The sequence below is a fragment of the Domibacillus enclensis genome, from assembly GCF_900156125.1.
Taxonomy (GTDB): Bacteria; Bacillota; Bacilli; order Bacillales; family Domibacillaceae; genus Domibacillus; species Domibacillus enclensis.
In genome coordinates, this window is sequence record NZ_FTLX01000003.1 from 411,297 (window position 1) to 426,825 (window position 15,529).

Annotated in this window: 14 protein-coding genes and 1 pseudogene; 11 read left to right on the plus strand and 4 right to left on the minus strand. The window is 47.5% G+C overall.

The annotated features are described in order from the left end of the window. The first annotated feature begins 148 nt into the window (after window positions 1-148). Together BW952_RS08830 and BW952_RS08835 are read left to right on the plus strand one after the other, a co-directional pair. Complete coding sequence (locus tag BW952_RS08830; RefSeq protein WP_139325429.1) at window positions 149-517, plus strand: YolD-like family protein; 369 nt, start codon at window positions 149-151, stop codon at window positions 515-517. Next, the gene (locus tag BW952_RS08835; protein ID WP_045849911.1) at window positions 501-1,790 is read left to right on the plus strand and encodes a Y-family DNA polymerase; all 1,290 of its coding nucleotides are present in this window, start codon (window positions 501-503) and stop codon (window positions 1,788-1,790) included. Before BW952_RS08830 ends, BW952_RS08835 begins: the two co-directional genes overlap by 17 nt. A gap of 131 nt (window positions 1,791-1,921) precedes the next feature. Here the strand turns inward: BW952_RS08835 and BW952_RS08840 are convergent, their stop codons facing one another. The 3 genes and pseudogenes from BW952_RS08840 to BW952_RS08850 form a co-directional block, all read right to left on the minus strand. Beyond that, entirely contained in the window at window positions 1,922-2,143 is a 222-nt protein-coding gene (locus tag BW952_RS08840) for a helix-turn-helix domain-containing protein (protein WP_045849910.1), read from the minus strand. Window positions 2,144-2,152: 9 nt separating this feature from the next. Further along, window positions 2,153-2,644: a DUF2975 domain-containing protein gene (locus BW952_RS08845; RefSeq protein WP_045849909.1), complete on the minus strand. Its 492-nt coding sequence runs from the start codon at window positions 2,642-2,644 to the stop codon at window positions 2,153-2,155. Window positions 2,645-2,675: 31 nt separating this feature from the next. Then, window positions 2,676-3,443: pseudogene (locus tag BW952_RS08850) on the minus strand (DUF817 domain-containing protein). Window positions 3,444-3,777: 334 nt separating this feature from the next. Here BW952_RS08850 and yyaC point away from each other — a divergent pair. The 5 genes from yyaC (at window position 3,778) to BW952_RS08875 (ending at window position 8,501) form a co-directional block, all read left to right on the plus strand. Further along, window positions 3,778-4,371 carry a spore protease YyaC gene (gene yyaC, locus BW952_RS08855; RefSeq protein ID WP_045849908.1) on the plus strand — a complete coding sequence of 198 codons (594 nt, stop codon included), beginning with the start codon at window positions 3,778-3,780 and terminating at the stop codon, window positions 4,369-4,371. Between the two features lie 401 nt (window positions 4,372-4,772). After that, window positions 4,773-5,792, plus strand: a complete 1,020-nt coding sequence (locus BW952_RS08860; RefSeq protein WP_045849907.1) for a Bug family tripartite tricarboxylate transporter substrate binding protein — start codon at window positions 4,773-4,775, stop codon at window positions 5,790-5,792. 79 nt (window positions 5,793-5,871) lie between these two features. Beyond that, complete coding sequence (locus tag BW952_RS08865) at window positions 5,872-6,333, plus strand: tripartite tricarboxylate transporter TctB family protein (RefSeq protein ID WP_045849906.1); 462 nt, start codon at window positions 5,872-5,874, stop codon at window positions 6,331-6,333. Window positions 6,334-6,345: 12 nt separating this feature from the next. Continuing rightward, on the plus strand, window positions 6,346-7,875 hold the full coding sequence (locus tag BW952_RS08870; RefSeq protein WP_045849905.1) for a tripartite tricarboxylate transporter permease: 1,530 nt from the start codon (window positions 6,346-6,348) through the stop codon (window positions 7,873-7,875). A 14-nt stretch (window positions 7,876-7,889) separates the two neighbouring features. Beyond that, complete coding sequence (locus BW952_RS08875) at window positions 7,890-8,501, plus strand: RraA family protein (RefSeq protein WP_045849904.1); 612 nt, start codon at window positions 7,890-7,892, stop codon at window positions 8,499-8,501. A 99-nt stretch (window positions 8,502-8,600) separates the two neighbouring features. On the opposite strand, the gene BW952_RS08880 is transcribed toward BW952_RS08875, so the two are convergent. After that, a complete protein-coding gene (locus BW952_RS08880) occupies window positions 8,601-9,470 on the minus strand; it encodes a LysR family transcriptional regulator (RefSeq protein ID WP_045849903.1) in 870 nt (289 codons plus the stop codon). A gap of 151 nt (window positions 9,471-9,621) precedes the next feature. Between BW952_RS08880 and acnA the strand changes: the two genes are divergently transcribed. The 4 genes from acnA (at window position 9,622) to BW952_RS08900 (ending at window position 15,476) form a co-directional block, all read left to right on the plus strand. Continuing rightward, complete coding sequence (acnA, locus tag BW952_RS08885) at window positions 9,622-12,363, plus strand: aconitate hydratase AcnA (protein WP_045849902.1); 2,742 nt, start codon at window positions 9,622-9,624, stop codon at window positions 12,361-12,363. A 27-nt stretch (window positions 12,364-12,390) separates the two neighbouring features. Then, entirely contained in the window at window positions 12,391-12,642 is a 252-nt protein-coding gene (locus BW952_RS08890) for an HPr family phosphocarrier protein (RefSeq protein ID WP_052698384.1), read from the plus strand. Window positions 12,643-12,829: 187 nt separating this feature from the next. Continuing rightward, window positions 12,830-14,278: an aldehyde dehydrogenase family protein gene (locus tag BW952_RS08895; protein ID WP_045849901.1), complete on the plus strand. Its 1,449-nt coding sequence runs from the start codon at window positions 12,830-12,832 to the stop codon at window positions 14,276-14,278. 13 nt (window positions 14,279-14,291) lie between these two features. Continuing rightward, complete coding sequence (locus tag BW952_RS08900) at window positions 14,292-15,476, plus strand: iron-containing alcohol dehydrogenase (protein WP_045849900.1); 1,185 nt, start codon at window positions 14,292-14,294, stop codon at window positions 15,474-15,476. The last annotated feature ends 53 nt before the right edge of the window (window positions 15,477-15,529 follow it).

The window sequence follows — 15,529 nt, forward strand, 5'->3', positions numbered from 1 at the left end:
CGTTTTGTGATCAACTAAAAAACAAACATACTTTCGGTTTTTATTCCCATCGCAATCAAAAATTACATTTGCCAAATGGAATATTTGTTCTTATACTGGATATAATACAGTGAAGGAACATACATTCTCATTGAAAGAAGTGAACGTGGTGAGAAAACAATACGAAGACCGCGGCATGCTCAAATGGCGGGGCCTGATCCTGTCCGAGCACGCGGAAATGATGAAGAATGAAAAAAGCCGGATTGTAAGACGAGACATTTACTTTGACGACCAGCAGTACGAAGAAATGAACCGGATCGCAGCCATCTCGATCCACTTGAAAAAAGAAGTCATCTTTGAGCTAAACACATTTGGCGACGAGGACCTGCTAAAGGTGAGCGGGGTGGTGTGTGAATGTGCCAGCCTGCCCGGTCAAAAGCCGTACGTCAAGCTGAGCGGCTTCAGCTCACGTTTCTGGGCAGAAGAAATTGTCTCGATGCAGCTGGCCGAAGGGGACGGATATGAAGACGCCAATTGAAGACGACCAGCTGCCGCGCCGCAGTGTGCTCTGTGTGGACGTGAAATCCTTCTTCGCCAGCGTGGAAGCGGTGCGCCGGCGGCTTCACCCGCTCCACGCGTATATCATTGTGATCGCCAACCGCGAGCGATCCGGCTCGGTCGTACTCGCCGCCTCACCCCGTGTGAAAAAGGAATTCGGCATCAAAACCGGCTCCCGCAACTTCGAGATCCCGAAAGACCCGCGCCTTATGATTGTGGAGCCGTCGATGTCGCTCTACCTGCAGGTGAACGGCATGATCATGGCGATCTTCCGTCGCTTCGTCGCGGATGAAGACCTGCACATCTACTCCATCGATGAAGCCTTCCTTGACGTGACCGCTTCGCACCGGCTGTTCGGCGACAAATGCACCATCGCCCAAAAGATCCAGCGGGCGATCTGGCAGGAGCTGCGCCTTGTTGTCACGATCGGCATCGGCGACAACCCGCTGCTCGCCAAGCTGGCGCTGGATAACGAAGGAAAGGACGCCCCGGACGGCATCGCCTGCTGGACGTACGATGATGTTCCCACAAAGGTTTGGAACATCCACCCGATCACCGACATGTGGGGCATCTCCGGCGGCTACGCCCGCTCGCTATCGAACATCGGCATCGAATCCGTGCGGGACCTCGCACACGCAGACAAATGGAAACTGAAAAAGAAATTCGGCATCCTCGGCATGCAAATGTACTACCACGCCTGGGGCATCGACTACAGCGTCCTGTCGGAAAAGGTCGGCGTCCGCGAAAAAACCTATTCCAAAGGCCAGATTCTCCTGCGCGACTACTACCACGAGCACGAAATCATCATCGTCATCAAAGAAATGACCGAAGACGTGGCTAGCCGCCTGCGCCGGCATGGCGTCGCCGCGTCCGGAATTGCTCTCGGCATCTCGTACACGCGCGACATCGAAGACCGCGGCTTTCACCACCAGGTCCTGCTTCCGCGCAGCACCAATTCCACCGCCGAACTGTCCGCTCACTTCGTCCGCCTGTTCCGGAAGCACTGGATGGAGCAGCCGGTGCGCCAAATTCACGTCGTCTGCAGCAAGCTCCAGCCGGCCGGTCACGAGCAGATCGACCTGTTCACGCCGCCCGAACTCGACGAGCGCCGGCACATCATTGACGAAACAATAGACGAAATCCGCGACCGCTTCGGCAAGGATGCCATCTTCCGCGCCTACAGCCTCATGAAAGGCGGCACCTACCTGCAGCGGGCCGGGCACGTCGGCGGACATAAAGGAAACTCATTTTAATGTGCGATAAATGCATAAAACCTTTGAATTGGTTTTCATTAAAACGAAGCGACTGTATGACAGCTGCTTCGTTTTTTTTTTGTGCAGATGAAAGGTGGCGTGGTGTAAGTTAATACCCCGCCACCTTTCGCTTACCCACCGCTATCGTCATCCTTTCTATACTCCAGAATATCCCCCGGCTGACAATCGAGAGCTTCACATATGGCTTCAAGTGTTGAAAAACGGATGGCCTTGGCTTTTCCATTTTTCAGGATCGATAGGTTGGCCATGGTGATGCCGACTTTGTCCGTCAGCTCCGTTACACTCATCTTTCGTTTCGCAAGCATCACATCTATATGAATGATAATGGTCATTTTTTCACCTCAGATTGTTAACTCATTTTCTTTTTTAAAGGCGATCGCTTCCTGAAGCAGCCTTTCGAGGACAGCGGCAAATACACCGATAACGAGTGATGCACCGACAATGACGAGGCCGATCAAAACGAGCCCGGGCGCATCATCCCACTGAGCCACCATAAAGATCAGCGGCAGCGCGAGGGTATACAGGCCGCTGATGAAAAAGGCGTCTTTTTTAATTTTTCTTAGAGCCGTAACGGATAGCGGTGAAAATGCCTCATTGGTATCAATATACGTGAGGATTTTAAACGCTTGATACAGCGCATTAAAATACGGAATGGCCGTGACATACATAATGAACAATAACCCAAGGATGATGGAAGCAAGTGTCGGGCCGTCCGATAGATGCGACATCGCTTCAATAGCTAATTGCGGCAGCAAATACAAGCACAATACGACGATTGGCAATCCGATGAACACCACCGCCAGTTTCAAAAAAAATGTTGTTCCCTTTTTCATACTGCACCTCTTATTTCTTTAATATTTGTGTTCATGTTCTCCTCAAGTTTGATTTGACGATTTTAAGACTTGCAACAATTAAAAAGCTGACGATGACGAGCAGCAGCCACGAGCTGATTTTTCCTATGTGCACGAAGCTCCATACATCTGACTGGTTTGGGTACTGCCATGCTCCAAAGAAGGTCGCGATGTTTTCAGCCAGCCAAATTAACAAGCCGATCAAAAAGAAATAAAGCAGGAGCGGCACACTGTAGCCGACTTGATTGATCTTAAATAGGACGTGAGATTTCCAGAATACGACGGCTACAAGAGCGAACAGCATCCATCTAATGTCGGGAACATAATGATGCGTGAAGAAGTTAGTGTATATCGCCAGTGCCAACGGGGCCGCAACTGCCAGAGACGGCTAGCCCGAGACCTGCACATCAAACCTTCGCCAGCACTGGCACAGGTAGCTTGCCACGCTGGCATACATAAACCCACTATAAAGCGGAACGCCGTAAAAGGTAAACAGCCCTTCTTCCGGGTAGCTCCACGAACCGATGTTCACTTTAAACAATTCCAGCCCGAGTCCAATAAAATGAAAAACGGTAATGACTTTTAATTCATCCTTCGTCTCCAGCCCCGAATACACCATCCACCCCTGCATGAGTAAGCAAAACAGCAGCAGCCAGTCATATCGTGCGAGCAGCGGCAAATCGAGCAGCTGTGTGATGGCCAGGCAGAAAAAGATATAAAGCGGAAAGAGGCACGATTTCGTCTGCAGGGCGAAAAAAGCAGCCAGCTGTGTTGAAAACAGTGGGAAAGCAACTGCTTTTGTTCCGATCAATAAAAACAACCTCCTATCTGGTACACGTGACGTTCAATAAAAAGAATATATCACCATATTTATTGTTTTTCAATAAATATTTATTTTTATTTGATTTATTTCTATTTATTATCAATAAAAATGAGAGGCGGAAGAGTGGGGGGTGAATGACAAAGCATACTGGATAAAAGGGAAATTTGATTAGAAAAAGTTGAAATCTCATGAAAAAGGATTAATCTTAATCGTACAATAGGGCGTTTTAACAAAGTATATGGTCCAGGTTTGTGTGTGAAATCGACTTTATTCATTTTTAAGGGGTGGGGAAATGGGCTTGTTTTGGAAAAAAAGAAATCAAGATAAGGCGTTCGAGGCCGATCAAGGTGCAAAAGAGAGCATCGTGCCCATCACCTTTCAACAAATACTCTGTTCAACGAAAAAGGAAGTCGTTTTTATTTGTATAGGATCGGATCGTTCAATTGCGGATTCAGTTGGACCGTTAGTCGGAACGATGCTCAAGGAAAAAGGCATCCCTTGTCCTGTTTACGGCACACTCGAAGAACCTGTTCACGCGTTAAATTTAAATCAAACGCTTAAGGAGATTTCCCGAACGTTTGATCATGTTCTCCTCATTGCCATTGATGCATGTATAGGCGAAAAAGATCAAGTTGGATCGCTGTTTTTTAAGCAAGGCCCCCTTTTTCCAGGGAAAGCGATCGGCAAGTCGTTCCCGCCAGTGGGTGATTTTCACTTTATTGCCGTCGTAAATGATCAAAAGGCCCTTCAAGGCGAGTCCTTTTTAACAGACACGAGGCTTTTTACCGTTTACCAATTGGCTAGAGAAATTTCAGATCTCATCGTGGATACAGTGCTGGCTGCCGATAGACGAAACGAAGATGAATCAGCGCCTCGTTTATCGTAAAAGTCCAGGAAGCGAGAGAGTGAAAGGGAAAGAAATAAAATTTTTCTATTCTTTTTAATAAGAATTCACTATTTTATTTATTACTGAATTTAGACTAAAGTGAGAGATAGAAAGTGGTCAATTGTAAAAGAAAGCGTTAACAAGAAGGTGGTATTCAAAAAATGAATAGGGAGACATGAATTATCCGTATTTCCCCGGAGCGGTCTTTATCCGTTACACTGCAATCAGTTGGAATGAATTTATTTTTTTGAAAGCGTTATCTTTATGAAGGGGAGGTTGTGTAAGAAGAAGGATCGTGTGTAGAAGAATTCGACGTAAAGGGGTACTGGTTGCCCAATCTGATTCTATACACCTGTTTAATTAATTGAATATTCTGATTTTATAATTTGGGGGGATTATTGATGAAAAAGGTATTATTTCCGATTGTAACAGCAGCGTTATCCTTCGCACTTGTTGCGTGCAGCAGTGATGGAGCCGAGACTGCTTCTGGAGGAAGTGGTGAGAGCTCGTATCCGGAAAAGACCGTCACGTTTAGCGTCCCTTCTGGAGCAGGCGGCGGTCTCGATACGATGGGGCGATCACTCGGTAATTTGTTGACGGGGGAAAAGCTGGTGGACAGTGCGATTTCAGTAGAAAACAATCCCGGCGGCGGGCAGGTGGTTGGAACGGTCGATTTTGCGAATAAGGAGATAGGCAATGATTATAAGATGCTTATCGCCTCCACGCCGTTTATTTTAAATCATATTAAAAAAGAGGGAAACAGCGCGGTTTCGTTCCGGGATGTGACGCCGATTGCGCGTCTCGTTACCGAATATGACGTGCTGGCCGTGCCAACGGATTCTCCTTATCAGGACATGAATTCGTTGATGACAGCATTAAAAGAGGACCCTGCTTCGGTTACATTTGCGGGAGGCTCAGGCCCGGGCTCCTTTGATCATCTGAATGTCATTTATCCAGCGATGAAAGCGGGTGTTGATGTAAAAGGATTAAAATATATTTCATATGATGGCGGCGGCGAGGCGTTAACCTCTATTCTGGGCGGGAATGCAGATGTCATCAGTTCAGATGTATCGTCAGTCTTTGAGTATGTGAAAGCAGGAAATGTAAAAATCATCGGGATTTCTTCTCCGGAGCGCCTGGAGGGTGAATTCGCTGACTTGCCAACCTATAAAGAGCAGGGAATCGATGCTGAGCTTACAAACTGGCGCGGTATTTATGGACCGGCGGATATGTCGGATGACGCAAAAGCTTTCTGGGAAGATAAGATCAAAGAGCTGGCTTCGACAGAGGCGTGGACAGCGGAGCTTGACAAGCAGGGCTGGCAGGACGGCTACATGCCGGCAGATGAATTTGTTCAATTAATGCAAAGCGAAGAAGCCATGTACAAGGAAATTTATGAAGACCTTGGCATGGCGAAATAACCGGAGCATGATGCATTGAAAAGCGGCGGTGAATCTCCCGCGTGAGCCTGCCGCTTTCTCACACGAGGAGGGGAGAAGGATGAGTAAGACGTTTGACCGCTTTAGCGGAATTTTGTTTTTAGCGATAGGCGCTTTGTTTATTGTCGAAAGTATCCGGCTGTCACAAAGCGCATATGGAAGCGACATCGGGCCGGACATTTTTCCGATGTACCTGGGAATTGCATTAGTGCTGTTGAGTATTCGCTTAGTTTATGAAACGTTTCGATACCAGCAGGATCAGTCTGAGAAGGAAAAGCTGGACTATAAGCGGTTTGCGATTATTTTAGGTGCAGCTATTTTGTACGCGGGGCTGATCGAAACACTTGGTTATGTGATTACGACGTTTGTTTTTTTAACGGTCGGCTTTCAGACGATGCAAAAAGGAAAACTTTGGCTGTCAATATTGATCGCAGGCGTTTTTTCGATCGGTGTTTATTACGTATTCGTAAACGTTTTGCAGGGAACACTGCCACCGTTTCCGTTTGAGAACATGTTTTTTTAAAGGGGGGGTTTGATGAGCACGCTTGATTTTTTATTTCAAGGCTTTGCGACGGCTATGCAGTGGCACAATTTATTGTTTGCTTTTTTTGGTGTCTTGATTGGGACGGCAGTCGGTGTACTGCCAGGAATCGGACCGATGAGCGGGATTGCTCTTTTAATGCCGATTACCGCCTCTATTACGGGCGGACTTGGTCCTGAACAAGCGGCAACGAGCTCAATCATTCTTTTAGCAGGCGTTTATTACGGCGCTATGTATGGCGGTTCAACGACGTCAATTTTATTAAATACACCAGGGGAGTCTTCATCAGTTGTCACGACACTTGATGGCCATCAAATGGCTAAAAATGGACGAGCGGGGGTTGCGCTCGCCATCTGCGCCATCGGATCGTTTTCAGCAGGGCTTATTGCGTTAATCGGTCTCATTTTATTAGCAAAGCCGCTTGCCAGCATTGCGCTTAAATTTGGGCCGGCTGAATACACGGCTCTTATGCTTTTAGGGCTGCTGGCTGTCAGTGGGCTTGGCGGCAAATCGATCACGAAAGCCTTAATGATGACTGTTTTCGGGTTGTTGCTTGCGACCATCGGCATCGACGCTGTTTCGGGCATTTCTCGATTCACCTACGACCAGCCCATGCTTTATTCGGGTCTTGAGTTTTTAACGGTCGCTGTTGGATTGTTTGCACTTGGCGAAGTGTTCAAATCGATTCTGGAACGGGAAAGCAATGACGGAGAAATTGCAAAAATCACCCGGATTGTTCCAACAAAGCAAGATATGAAGGACAGTTCAATTCCTATTCTCCGCGGTTCTGTTTTCGGTTTTTTTCTCGGCGTTCTTCCAGGTGCCGGTGCAACACTCGCTTCTTTTTTCTCATACATCATGGAAAAGAAGCTAAGCAAACATCCTGAGAAATTCGGGACAGGAACGATTGAAGGCGTCGCGGGTCCGGAATCGGCGAATAATGCAGCTGCCGGTGGAGCGATCGTGCCGCTGTTAACACTGGGCATTCCTGGATCGGGAGCTACAGCTATTTTAATGAGTGCCTTTATCATGTTTAACATTACGCCGGGACCGCTGCTGTTTGAAGATCATCCGGAGGTGGCGTGGGGACTTATTGCCAGCATGTTTGTTGGAAATGCCATTTTGCTCATTTTAAATTTGCCGCTCGTGAGAATTTTCGCCAAGGTTGTTGAAACACCGACAAAATATTTGATTCCGCTTATTGTGGCATTTTCTTTTTTTGGTGTTTATGCCGTTCAGTTTTCTGTATTTGATTTAATGCTGCTTGTCGGCTGCGGGGTAGCGGGTTATTTCTTAATGAAAAATGACTTTCCGATTGCGCCGCTTGTTCTGGGGCTTGTTCTGGGGCCAATGATTGAGAATAACTTTCGAAGAGCGTTAACCATTTCGAATGGAGATTTTATGATTTTTCTGCAAAAGCCGCTGTCCCTTTTGTTTATCATTATCGGCATTTTGTGGGTAGTGACGCCAATGCTATTAAAATTGATCGGAAAAAAAGTCGTTGTAAATGATGATGGACTTTAAAGGAGAAGATAAAAATGACGATTGTTCAAAAATTTGAAGGAATACCTACAACCTGTATATCCGATGCGCTGCAAGGCTTGACCAATTTATCTGCTGACATTAAGCCGTTACAGGAGCATGACCGAGTAGCCGGGCGGGCTTTTACTGTTAAGATGCCTGTTGGCGACAACTTGGTCGTGCTGAAAGCGATTCGTGAAGCGAAGCCTGGTGATGTTCTCGTCATTGATGCAAAAGGAGATACATATCGCGCGGTAGCCGGAGATTTTATTCTTGGAATGGCTCAAACGCTCGGCATTAAAGGAATTGTTGTTGATGGTGTCATTCGGGACGTCGTCGGCATCAAACAGCTGAATTTTCCTGTTTTTTGCAAGGGAACGGCGATTGCAGCCAGTGGAAAAGCAGGAGAGGGAGAAGTGAATGTGCCGATCTCATGCGGGGGAATGACTGTTCACCCGGGAGATATAATCGTGGGGGATGCGGATGGTGTCACGGTCATTCCAAAGCAGGCCGAAGAAACCGTCCTGCGGCAGGCGCTTGAAAAAGTAGAAAAAGACATCCAGCGCGCGGATAAAGTATCAGGTAATAAAGAAGAGATCATTCGCTATCTTGATGCCTTTTTAGCGTAAAGAGTTTGAGACAAAAGGTTCTGGATAGAAGAAAGCCGAACGAATCGTTCGGCTTTCTTTAGCTGCTAGATCGTTCGGATTCAAGGGCGCATCTCATTGTCATTCGTTTTCTGTATCCATCTGTTTGATAAATTCAACAAAGGCTTTCACAACGTTTAATTCTTCCGCTTCTTTATGATAAACCATCCATGTTTTCTGGGTAATAGGAGCTCCGTCCAGCGTGGCAAGCGGAATTTTAAATACAGCATCCTGCTTGCTGAAAAACAGGGAAGGCAGGATGGCGTAGCCTAACCCATTTAGAACCATTTCTTTGCACGTATCGCCTCTGTCGACGGTAATCCCGATTAAAGAAGGCTGGCTGAAACGTTCTGCCCACCAATTATCAGCGATGTGTTTGTAAAGCAAGTCAGTTTGATAATCAATACGCGGCAAGGCGGGCAAGTCATTTAGATCGATTTTTTCGGATGAAGCAACGCACAGTTCTTCTTCAAACAGCAGCACCTTTTCACCTGGCCAATTGTAGTCGCCGCGTATAATGCCGATGTGTATGTCCTGCGTATACGCAATCGTTGAAATGTGCTTGCTGTAGCCGGTTTCAATTTGACATTCAACGTCCGGATACTGCTCTTTAAATAATTTGAGCCAGCCTGGAAGCTTGTATTTGCTGATGAAGTTGGAGACACCTATGCGTAATGTTCCGGCTACGTAATGGTTGAAGTTATCGATTTCTTCTCTTATTTCGCGGAATGTCGACAGCAGTTCCTCTGCGCGTTTCGCAAGGTACTCTCCTTCTGGAGTGAATTGTACGCCTTTCACACCGCGGTTCACGATTTTGACGCCGAATTCGGTTTCAATCTGTTTTAATCGTTTTGTCAGCGTCGGCTGCGCGATAAAAAGGACCTGTCCAGCTTTTGTAATGCTTTTTTCATTGAATAGTGTATGTAAAATAAGCCAGTCACGATCATCCATTCCTATGCCTCCTTTTTACCAACATACTACATTCCGAAGAGGAATATGGCAATCATTCATGTCTCCCCATGAATAATTGCTATTTTTAAAAAGCATGACCATACCGTACGCTTAAATAAAGGATGATTAACGAATAAGGGAGAGAAAAATAATGAGCAAAGCCGCTTTTATGAAACGAGCACATTTTGACGTGGGCGGGAAAAAATATACGTATTATCCGATCCGCTCGCTGAACCGATCCGCTCAACAGATTGACAGGCTTCCCTACTCCATAAAAGTTCTTCTTGAAGCAGCGGTTCGAACATATGACGGCGAAACCGTAACGGAGGATCACATCCGGAAACTGACTGACTGGACTGAAAAACGGGACATGAACGAAGAAGTGCCCTTTAAGCCGGCACGCATTCTTCTGCACGATACAACAGGACTTCCAGCGATCGTCGATTTAGCTGCGATGCGGGAAACCGTCTACCGTGCGGGAGGAAATGTGGCTGCTGTCAACCCGCTCATTCCTGTTGACCTTGTCGTGGACCATTCGGTGACAGTGGATTACTTCGGGCGGTCTGATGCGATGGAATTAAATGAACAGATTAACATGAAGCGAAACATGGAACGGTTTCGTTTTCTGCGGTGGGCGCAGCAATCATTTGATCATCTGCAGGTCATTCCCCCAGCTACAGGCATTATGCATCAAATCAATATGGAGTACCTTTCAGCAGTAGCGGTTGTGAAAGAGGAAAAAGGAGAGCTGCTCGTATTCCCGGATTCACTCGTTGGAACAGATTCCCATACGACGATGATTAACGGGCTTGGCATTGTGGCGTGGGGTGTCGGCGGAATTGAAGCGGAAGCCGCCATGCTTGGCCAGCCTTTATACTTTGTGACGCCGGAGGTCATTGGTTTTCGGCTGAGCGGCAGACTGATGGAAGGAACAACAGCTACTGATCTTGCCCTGACCATTACGAATATATTGCGCGAGAAAAATGTCGTTGGAAAATTTGTGGAATTTTTCGGTCCAGGAGTTCAGACAATGAGTGTGGCCGATCGGGCCACGATTGCCAACATGGCACCAGAGTACGGAGCGACAATGGGGTTTTTTCCGGTTGATGACCAGACACTGCACTATTTGCGCTTAATCGGCCGTAGTGAGGAGCAGGTCAGCTTGATTGAAGCCTATTATAAGGTACAGGGCTTATTTGTGGAAAGGGGAAGCACAGTCCCTGACTACCCGGAGGTGATTGAACTTGATTTGACGACAGTGGTTTCGTCGGTTGCGGGTCCGAAACGACCGCAGGACCGGGTGAATGTCACGGATATGAAGCAGGGCTTTCGAGATAGTTTGCGTCTGCCGGTTGAGCAGGGAGGATTCGGGCTTGCAGAAGAAGCGCTCAGCAAGAAGGTGGCTATTGATCATGAAAATAAAGAAGTCTCTGTGCTCAGAAATGGTTCTGTTGTACTGGCAGCGATTACAAGCTGCACGAATACATCCAATCCGACCGTTTTGCTGATGGCAGGGCTTCTGGCGAAAAAAGCGGTTGAGTCCGGATTGACCAAGCCTCCTTATGTGAAAAGCTCGTTAACACCGGGCTCACAGGTGGTGACTGACTATTTGCGCGGATCGGGCCTGCTTCCCTATCTGGAGGCATTGGGCTTTCACATTGCGGGATATGGATGTGCCACATGCATCGGAAACTCCGGACCGCTGCCGCCAGTAGTGAGTGAGGCCATTACCAAGCATGACTTGACGGTGGCCGGCGTTCTTTCGGGGAACCGTAACTTTGAAGGGCGTGTTCATCCTCAAATAAAAGCGAATTATTTGGCTTCTCCGCCCCTTGTAGTCGCTTACGCATTAGCGGGAACGGTCGACATTGATTTTGCAAACGAACCAATTGGGTTCAATTCGTTGAACGAACCCCTTTTCCTGCGCGATATTTGGCCTTCTTCGGAGGAAATAAACAGCCTGCTTGCTGAAGCACTGCATCCGGACTTGTTCAAGGAGCGGTACAGGAATATTCAGGAATCGAACAAAATGTGGAATCAAATCGATGTACCTGCCGGGCAGCGGTTCGACTGGGAGGAAGAGTCAACTTATATTCAAGAGCCGCCTTTCTTAAGCAGCTTATCCGAAAGTAGGCAGGATATAGTGGACTTCAAAGGCGTACGCATTCTTGCCTTGCTTGGTCATTCCGTGACGACCGATCATTTGTCTCCTTCCGGGGCTATTCCGCGGGAAAGTGCAGCGGGCCGCTACTTGAGAAGCAGGGGCGTCGGGGTAACGGATCTTAATTCCTATCCGTCAAGACGAGGAAATCACCATGTGATGATCAGGGGTGCACTCGCAAACCATCGAATCCGCAATCAGCTTGTACCGGGTTCAGAAGGAGGCGTCACGACCTACTTGCCAAATAAAGAGGTGATGACCATGTATGACGCTTCGTTAGCTTATAAAAAAGAGGGAGTACCGCTTTTTATTCTTGCCGGAAAAGAATACGGGACCGGCAGTTCACGAGACTGGGCGGCGAAAGGAACCTTGCTGCTCGGGGTGAAAGCAGTCATTGCTGAAAGCTTTGAACGAATTCACCGCAGCAACCTGGTCGGAATGGGCATCCTGCCGCTTCAATTTTTGAAAGGAGAAAGTGCCCGCTCTTTGCGTCTTGACGGGACGGAAACCTTTCAAACGGTTGGCTTAGGAAATGATATAATGCCTGGTCAACTGATCGAAGTAAATGCAGTGCGTGAAAATGGAGAGCTGGTCTGTTTTTCCGTTATCGTGCGTCTTGATAACAGCGTGGATATAGATTATTACCGTCACGGAGGCATTATGCAAAAAGTCGTGAGAGACCTGCTTCAAACTTCTTCAAAAGAACAAGAAACAAAAGCAGTGAAAAAATAAACAGACTGTCCTAAGGGAGGAACGATGATGGAGATAAGCAATACATTCGCTCAGCTAGTCGTTGATATAAACCGAACCGCTCAGCAATTCGCATCAAGCATCGTGATTAAAACGGATCAGAGAAGCATTGACGCCAAAAGCATTCTAGGTTTGACCTATTCCGTGCTAAGCTCAAAAACATTCGAACTGGAGATTCATGGAGAAGATGAGGAAGAAGCAAAAAAAGAAATGGTCAAAGTATTTCATCATTACAATGTCTCGGTGAAAGTGAACGAATAAAACAATGCAGCTCCTAATGGTGAAAAAGGAGCTGCATTTTTGTATGTTAGTAGCGATAGAAAATATCAATTGATTAGTATCTAAATTTCATATTTTATTAATTGGTACATCTATAATACAGTGATCTTATAGATAGACCATGCTTTCTTTAATTTGAAAGCGTTTTACTGAAAAGGAGGCTGTTTTTATGATGAATGTGGAGGTCATGCGGGTAACATCGCTTATTGGCGGAGAGCCTGCCGGTCAAGCGCAAGGGCGGGAGATGGATGTCATCAGTCCGTTTAATGGAGAGGTGGTTGGGGTGGTGAGTCTGGCCTCAGCGGAGGAGGCGGAAAGAGCGATTGAATCGGCTCACCGCGTTTTTCACGAGACCATGAAAAAGATGCCTGCACATACACGGGCGGATATTTTGCGGAAAACAGCTGATTTGCTTGAACAGAAAACAGAAGCGTTTGCGCGCATTCTTGTGCTTGAAGCCGGGAAGCCGATTCGGGATGGCCGGGCAGAGGTAGGGCGTGCAGTGCAGGTGCTTCGTTTTGCGGCAGACGAAGCAAAGAAAATAGAAGGAGAGCTCGTGCCGATGGATGCGGCAGTTGGCGGTGAAAACCGGATCGGCATGGTACGCCGCCTTCCAATTGGTGTCATTTCGGCGATTACACCGTTTAATTTCCCGCTTAACCTTGCTCTTCACAAGCTGGCTCCAGCGTTTGCTGCCGGCAATACAGTCGTCTTGAAGCCCGCTGGCAAAACGCCGCTCTCTGCTTATATGCTTGTGAACGTATTTGAAGAAGCCGGGCTGCCGAAAGGGGCCTTAAATTTAGTGATTGGAAATGGATCAGAAGTGGGCGACATCTTGGTTACCGACTCACGCATCAGCAAAATTACGTTTACGGGAAGCCCTTCAGTCGGACTGAATCTGCGCCAAAAAGCCGGGCTGAAAAAAGTGACATTGGAGCTTGGTTCCAACTCTCCTAACATTGTCTTCGACGATGGTGACATTGAAGCCGCTGCGACAGGATTGGTGCGCGGGGCCTTTGCATTCTCGGGCCAGGTGTGTATTTCAGCGCAGCGCATTTATGTTCAAACGGAGGTCTATCAGACATTTTTAGATCAATATGTATCTTCTGTAAAGAAATTAGTCATCGGCGATCCGGCAGAGGAATTGACTGATATCGGACCGATGATTAGCGAAAAAGAAGCCATTCGTGCACATGAATGGATACAGGAAGCCGTCGAACAAGGAGCGATACTTGCAACAGGCGGCGGGCGTGAGGGAACAGTACTTCAGCCGACCGTTCTTGTGGATGTGAAGCCCGACATGAAGGTTGTGTGCGAGGAAGCTTTTGCACCGATTGTTTCCGTTATTCCGTTTGAAACAGAAGAAGACGTGGTGGAAATGGCCAATGATTCGATTTTCGGCTTGCAGGCAGGAGTCTTTACATCTGATATCAATCGAGCGATGCGAGTAGCGGAAGGACTTGAAACAGGAGGTGTGTGGATTAATGAAACATCCACATACCGGCAGGACAATTATCCGTATGGCGGTGTAAAGCAAAGCGGTGTCGGGAAAGAAGGCGTTAAGTACGCGATTGACGATATGACAGAACGTAAATTTATCGGAATTAAATGGAGCTAAGGAGGCGTAAAGGATGACAGCATCTTATTTTCGTACAGCTGGAACATTGATTACGGGAACCGGATCGATCGCTGAAATCGGGGAGCAAGCCAAGAAATTAAACGCGACAAAGGTCGTGATTGTGACAGACAAGGTTATTCGTGAAACAGGATTGCTTGCTAAAATTATCGACCCGCTGACAGCTTCGGGCTTACAGGCGGATATCATAGATGAAGTGATGCCTGAACCGCCATTTGAAAACCTTGAACAGCTTGCTGCGCAAATCGAAGGGAAGAGCTATGATCTGCTGATCGGGGTAGGGGGCGGAAGCGCACTCGACGTCGCAAAAGTCCTTGCTGTTATGCTGACGAATCATGAGGATGTCAGAGAATTTGTCGGCATTGAAAGAGTGAAAAACGCGGGCATCCCGACCATCCTCGTTCCCACGACAGCAGGAACCGGCTCTGAAGTCACATACAACGCCATTTTCACTGATACGCGCGATAAAGTAAAAAAAGGAATTGTCAGTCCTTACTTGCTTCCAAGTGTGGCCATTGTAGATGCTGAGCTAACGCTGACCGTTCCGCCTGCCGTAACAGCAGCGACTGGAATGGATGCACTGGTGCACGCAATCGAGTCGTATACCGCGATTCGGGCGAACGAGCTGACGGACGGGATTGCTCTGCAGGCGATTAAGCTGATTTCTCGTTCGATCCGTACGGCCGTGTATAACGGAAAAGAGTTAAAGGCACGTGAAGATATGGCGATGGGCAGCTTGCTTGCCGGCATTTCACTTGGGAATGCAGGTGTCGGGGCTGTACATGCTTTAGCTTATCCGCTTGGAGGGAAATTCAAGGTGCCTCACGGTGTAGCTAACTCACTTTTATTGCCGTTTGTGATGAAATACAATGCGGTCGCGGACTTAACGAAATTCGCTGATGTGGCAGAAGCACTGGGAGAGAACATTGAAGGTCTCTCGCTTCGGGAAGCGGCAGACCGTGCTGTCCGGGCACTTGCTCAATTGTCTGAAGACGTTGGGATTCCATCCAGCTTAAGAGAAGTCGGCGTCACAGCGTCTGATCTGCCGGCTCTGGCAGAGGAAGCGAGCAAAATCGACCGGCTGCTGAATAACAATCCCAGATGGCTGACAGTTAAAGAAATTCAAAAGATTTACGAAGAGGCCTATGGAGAAGTGGAGTCCCCAGCCTTTCATTCATAACAGACGAAGGTCAAAAGTTCATTTTTAAAAAGGAAACAGGAAGAGGCAAATAA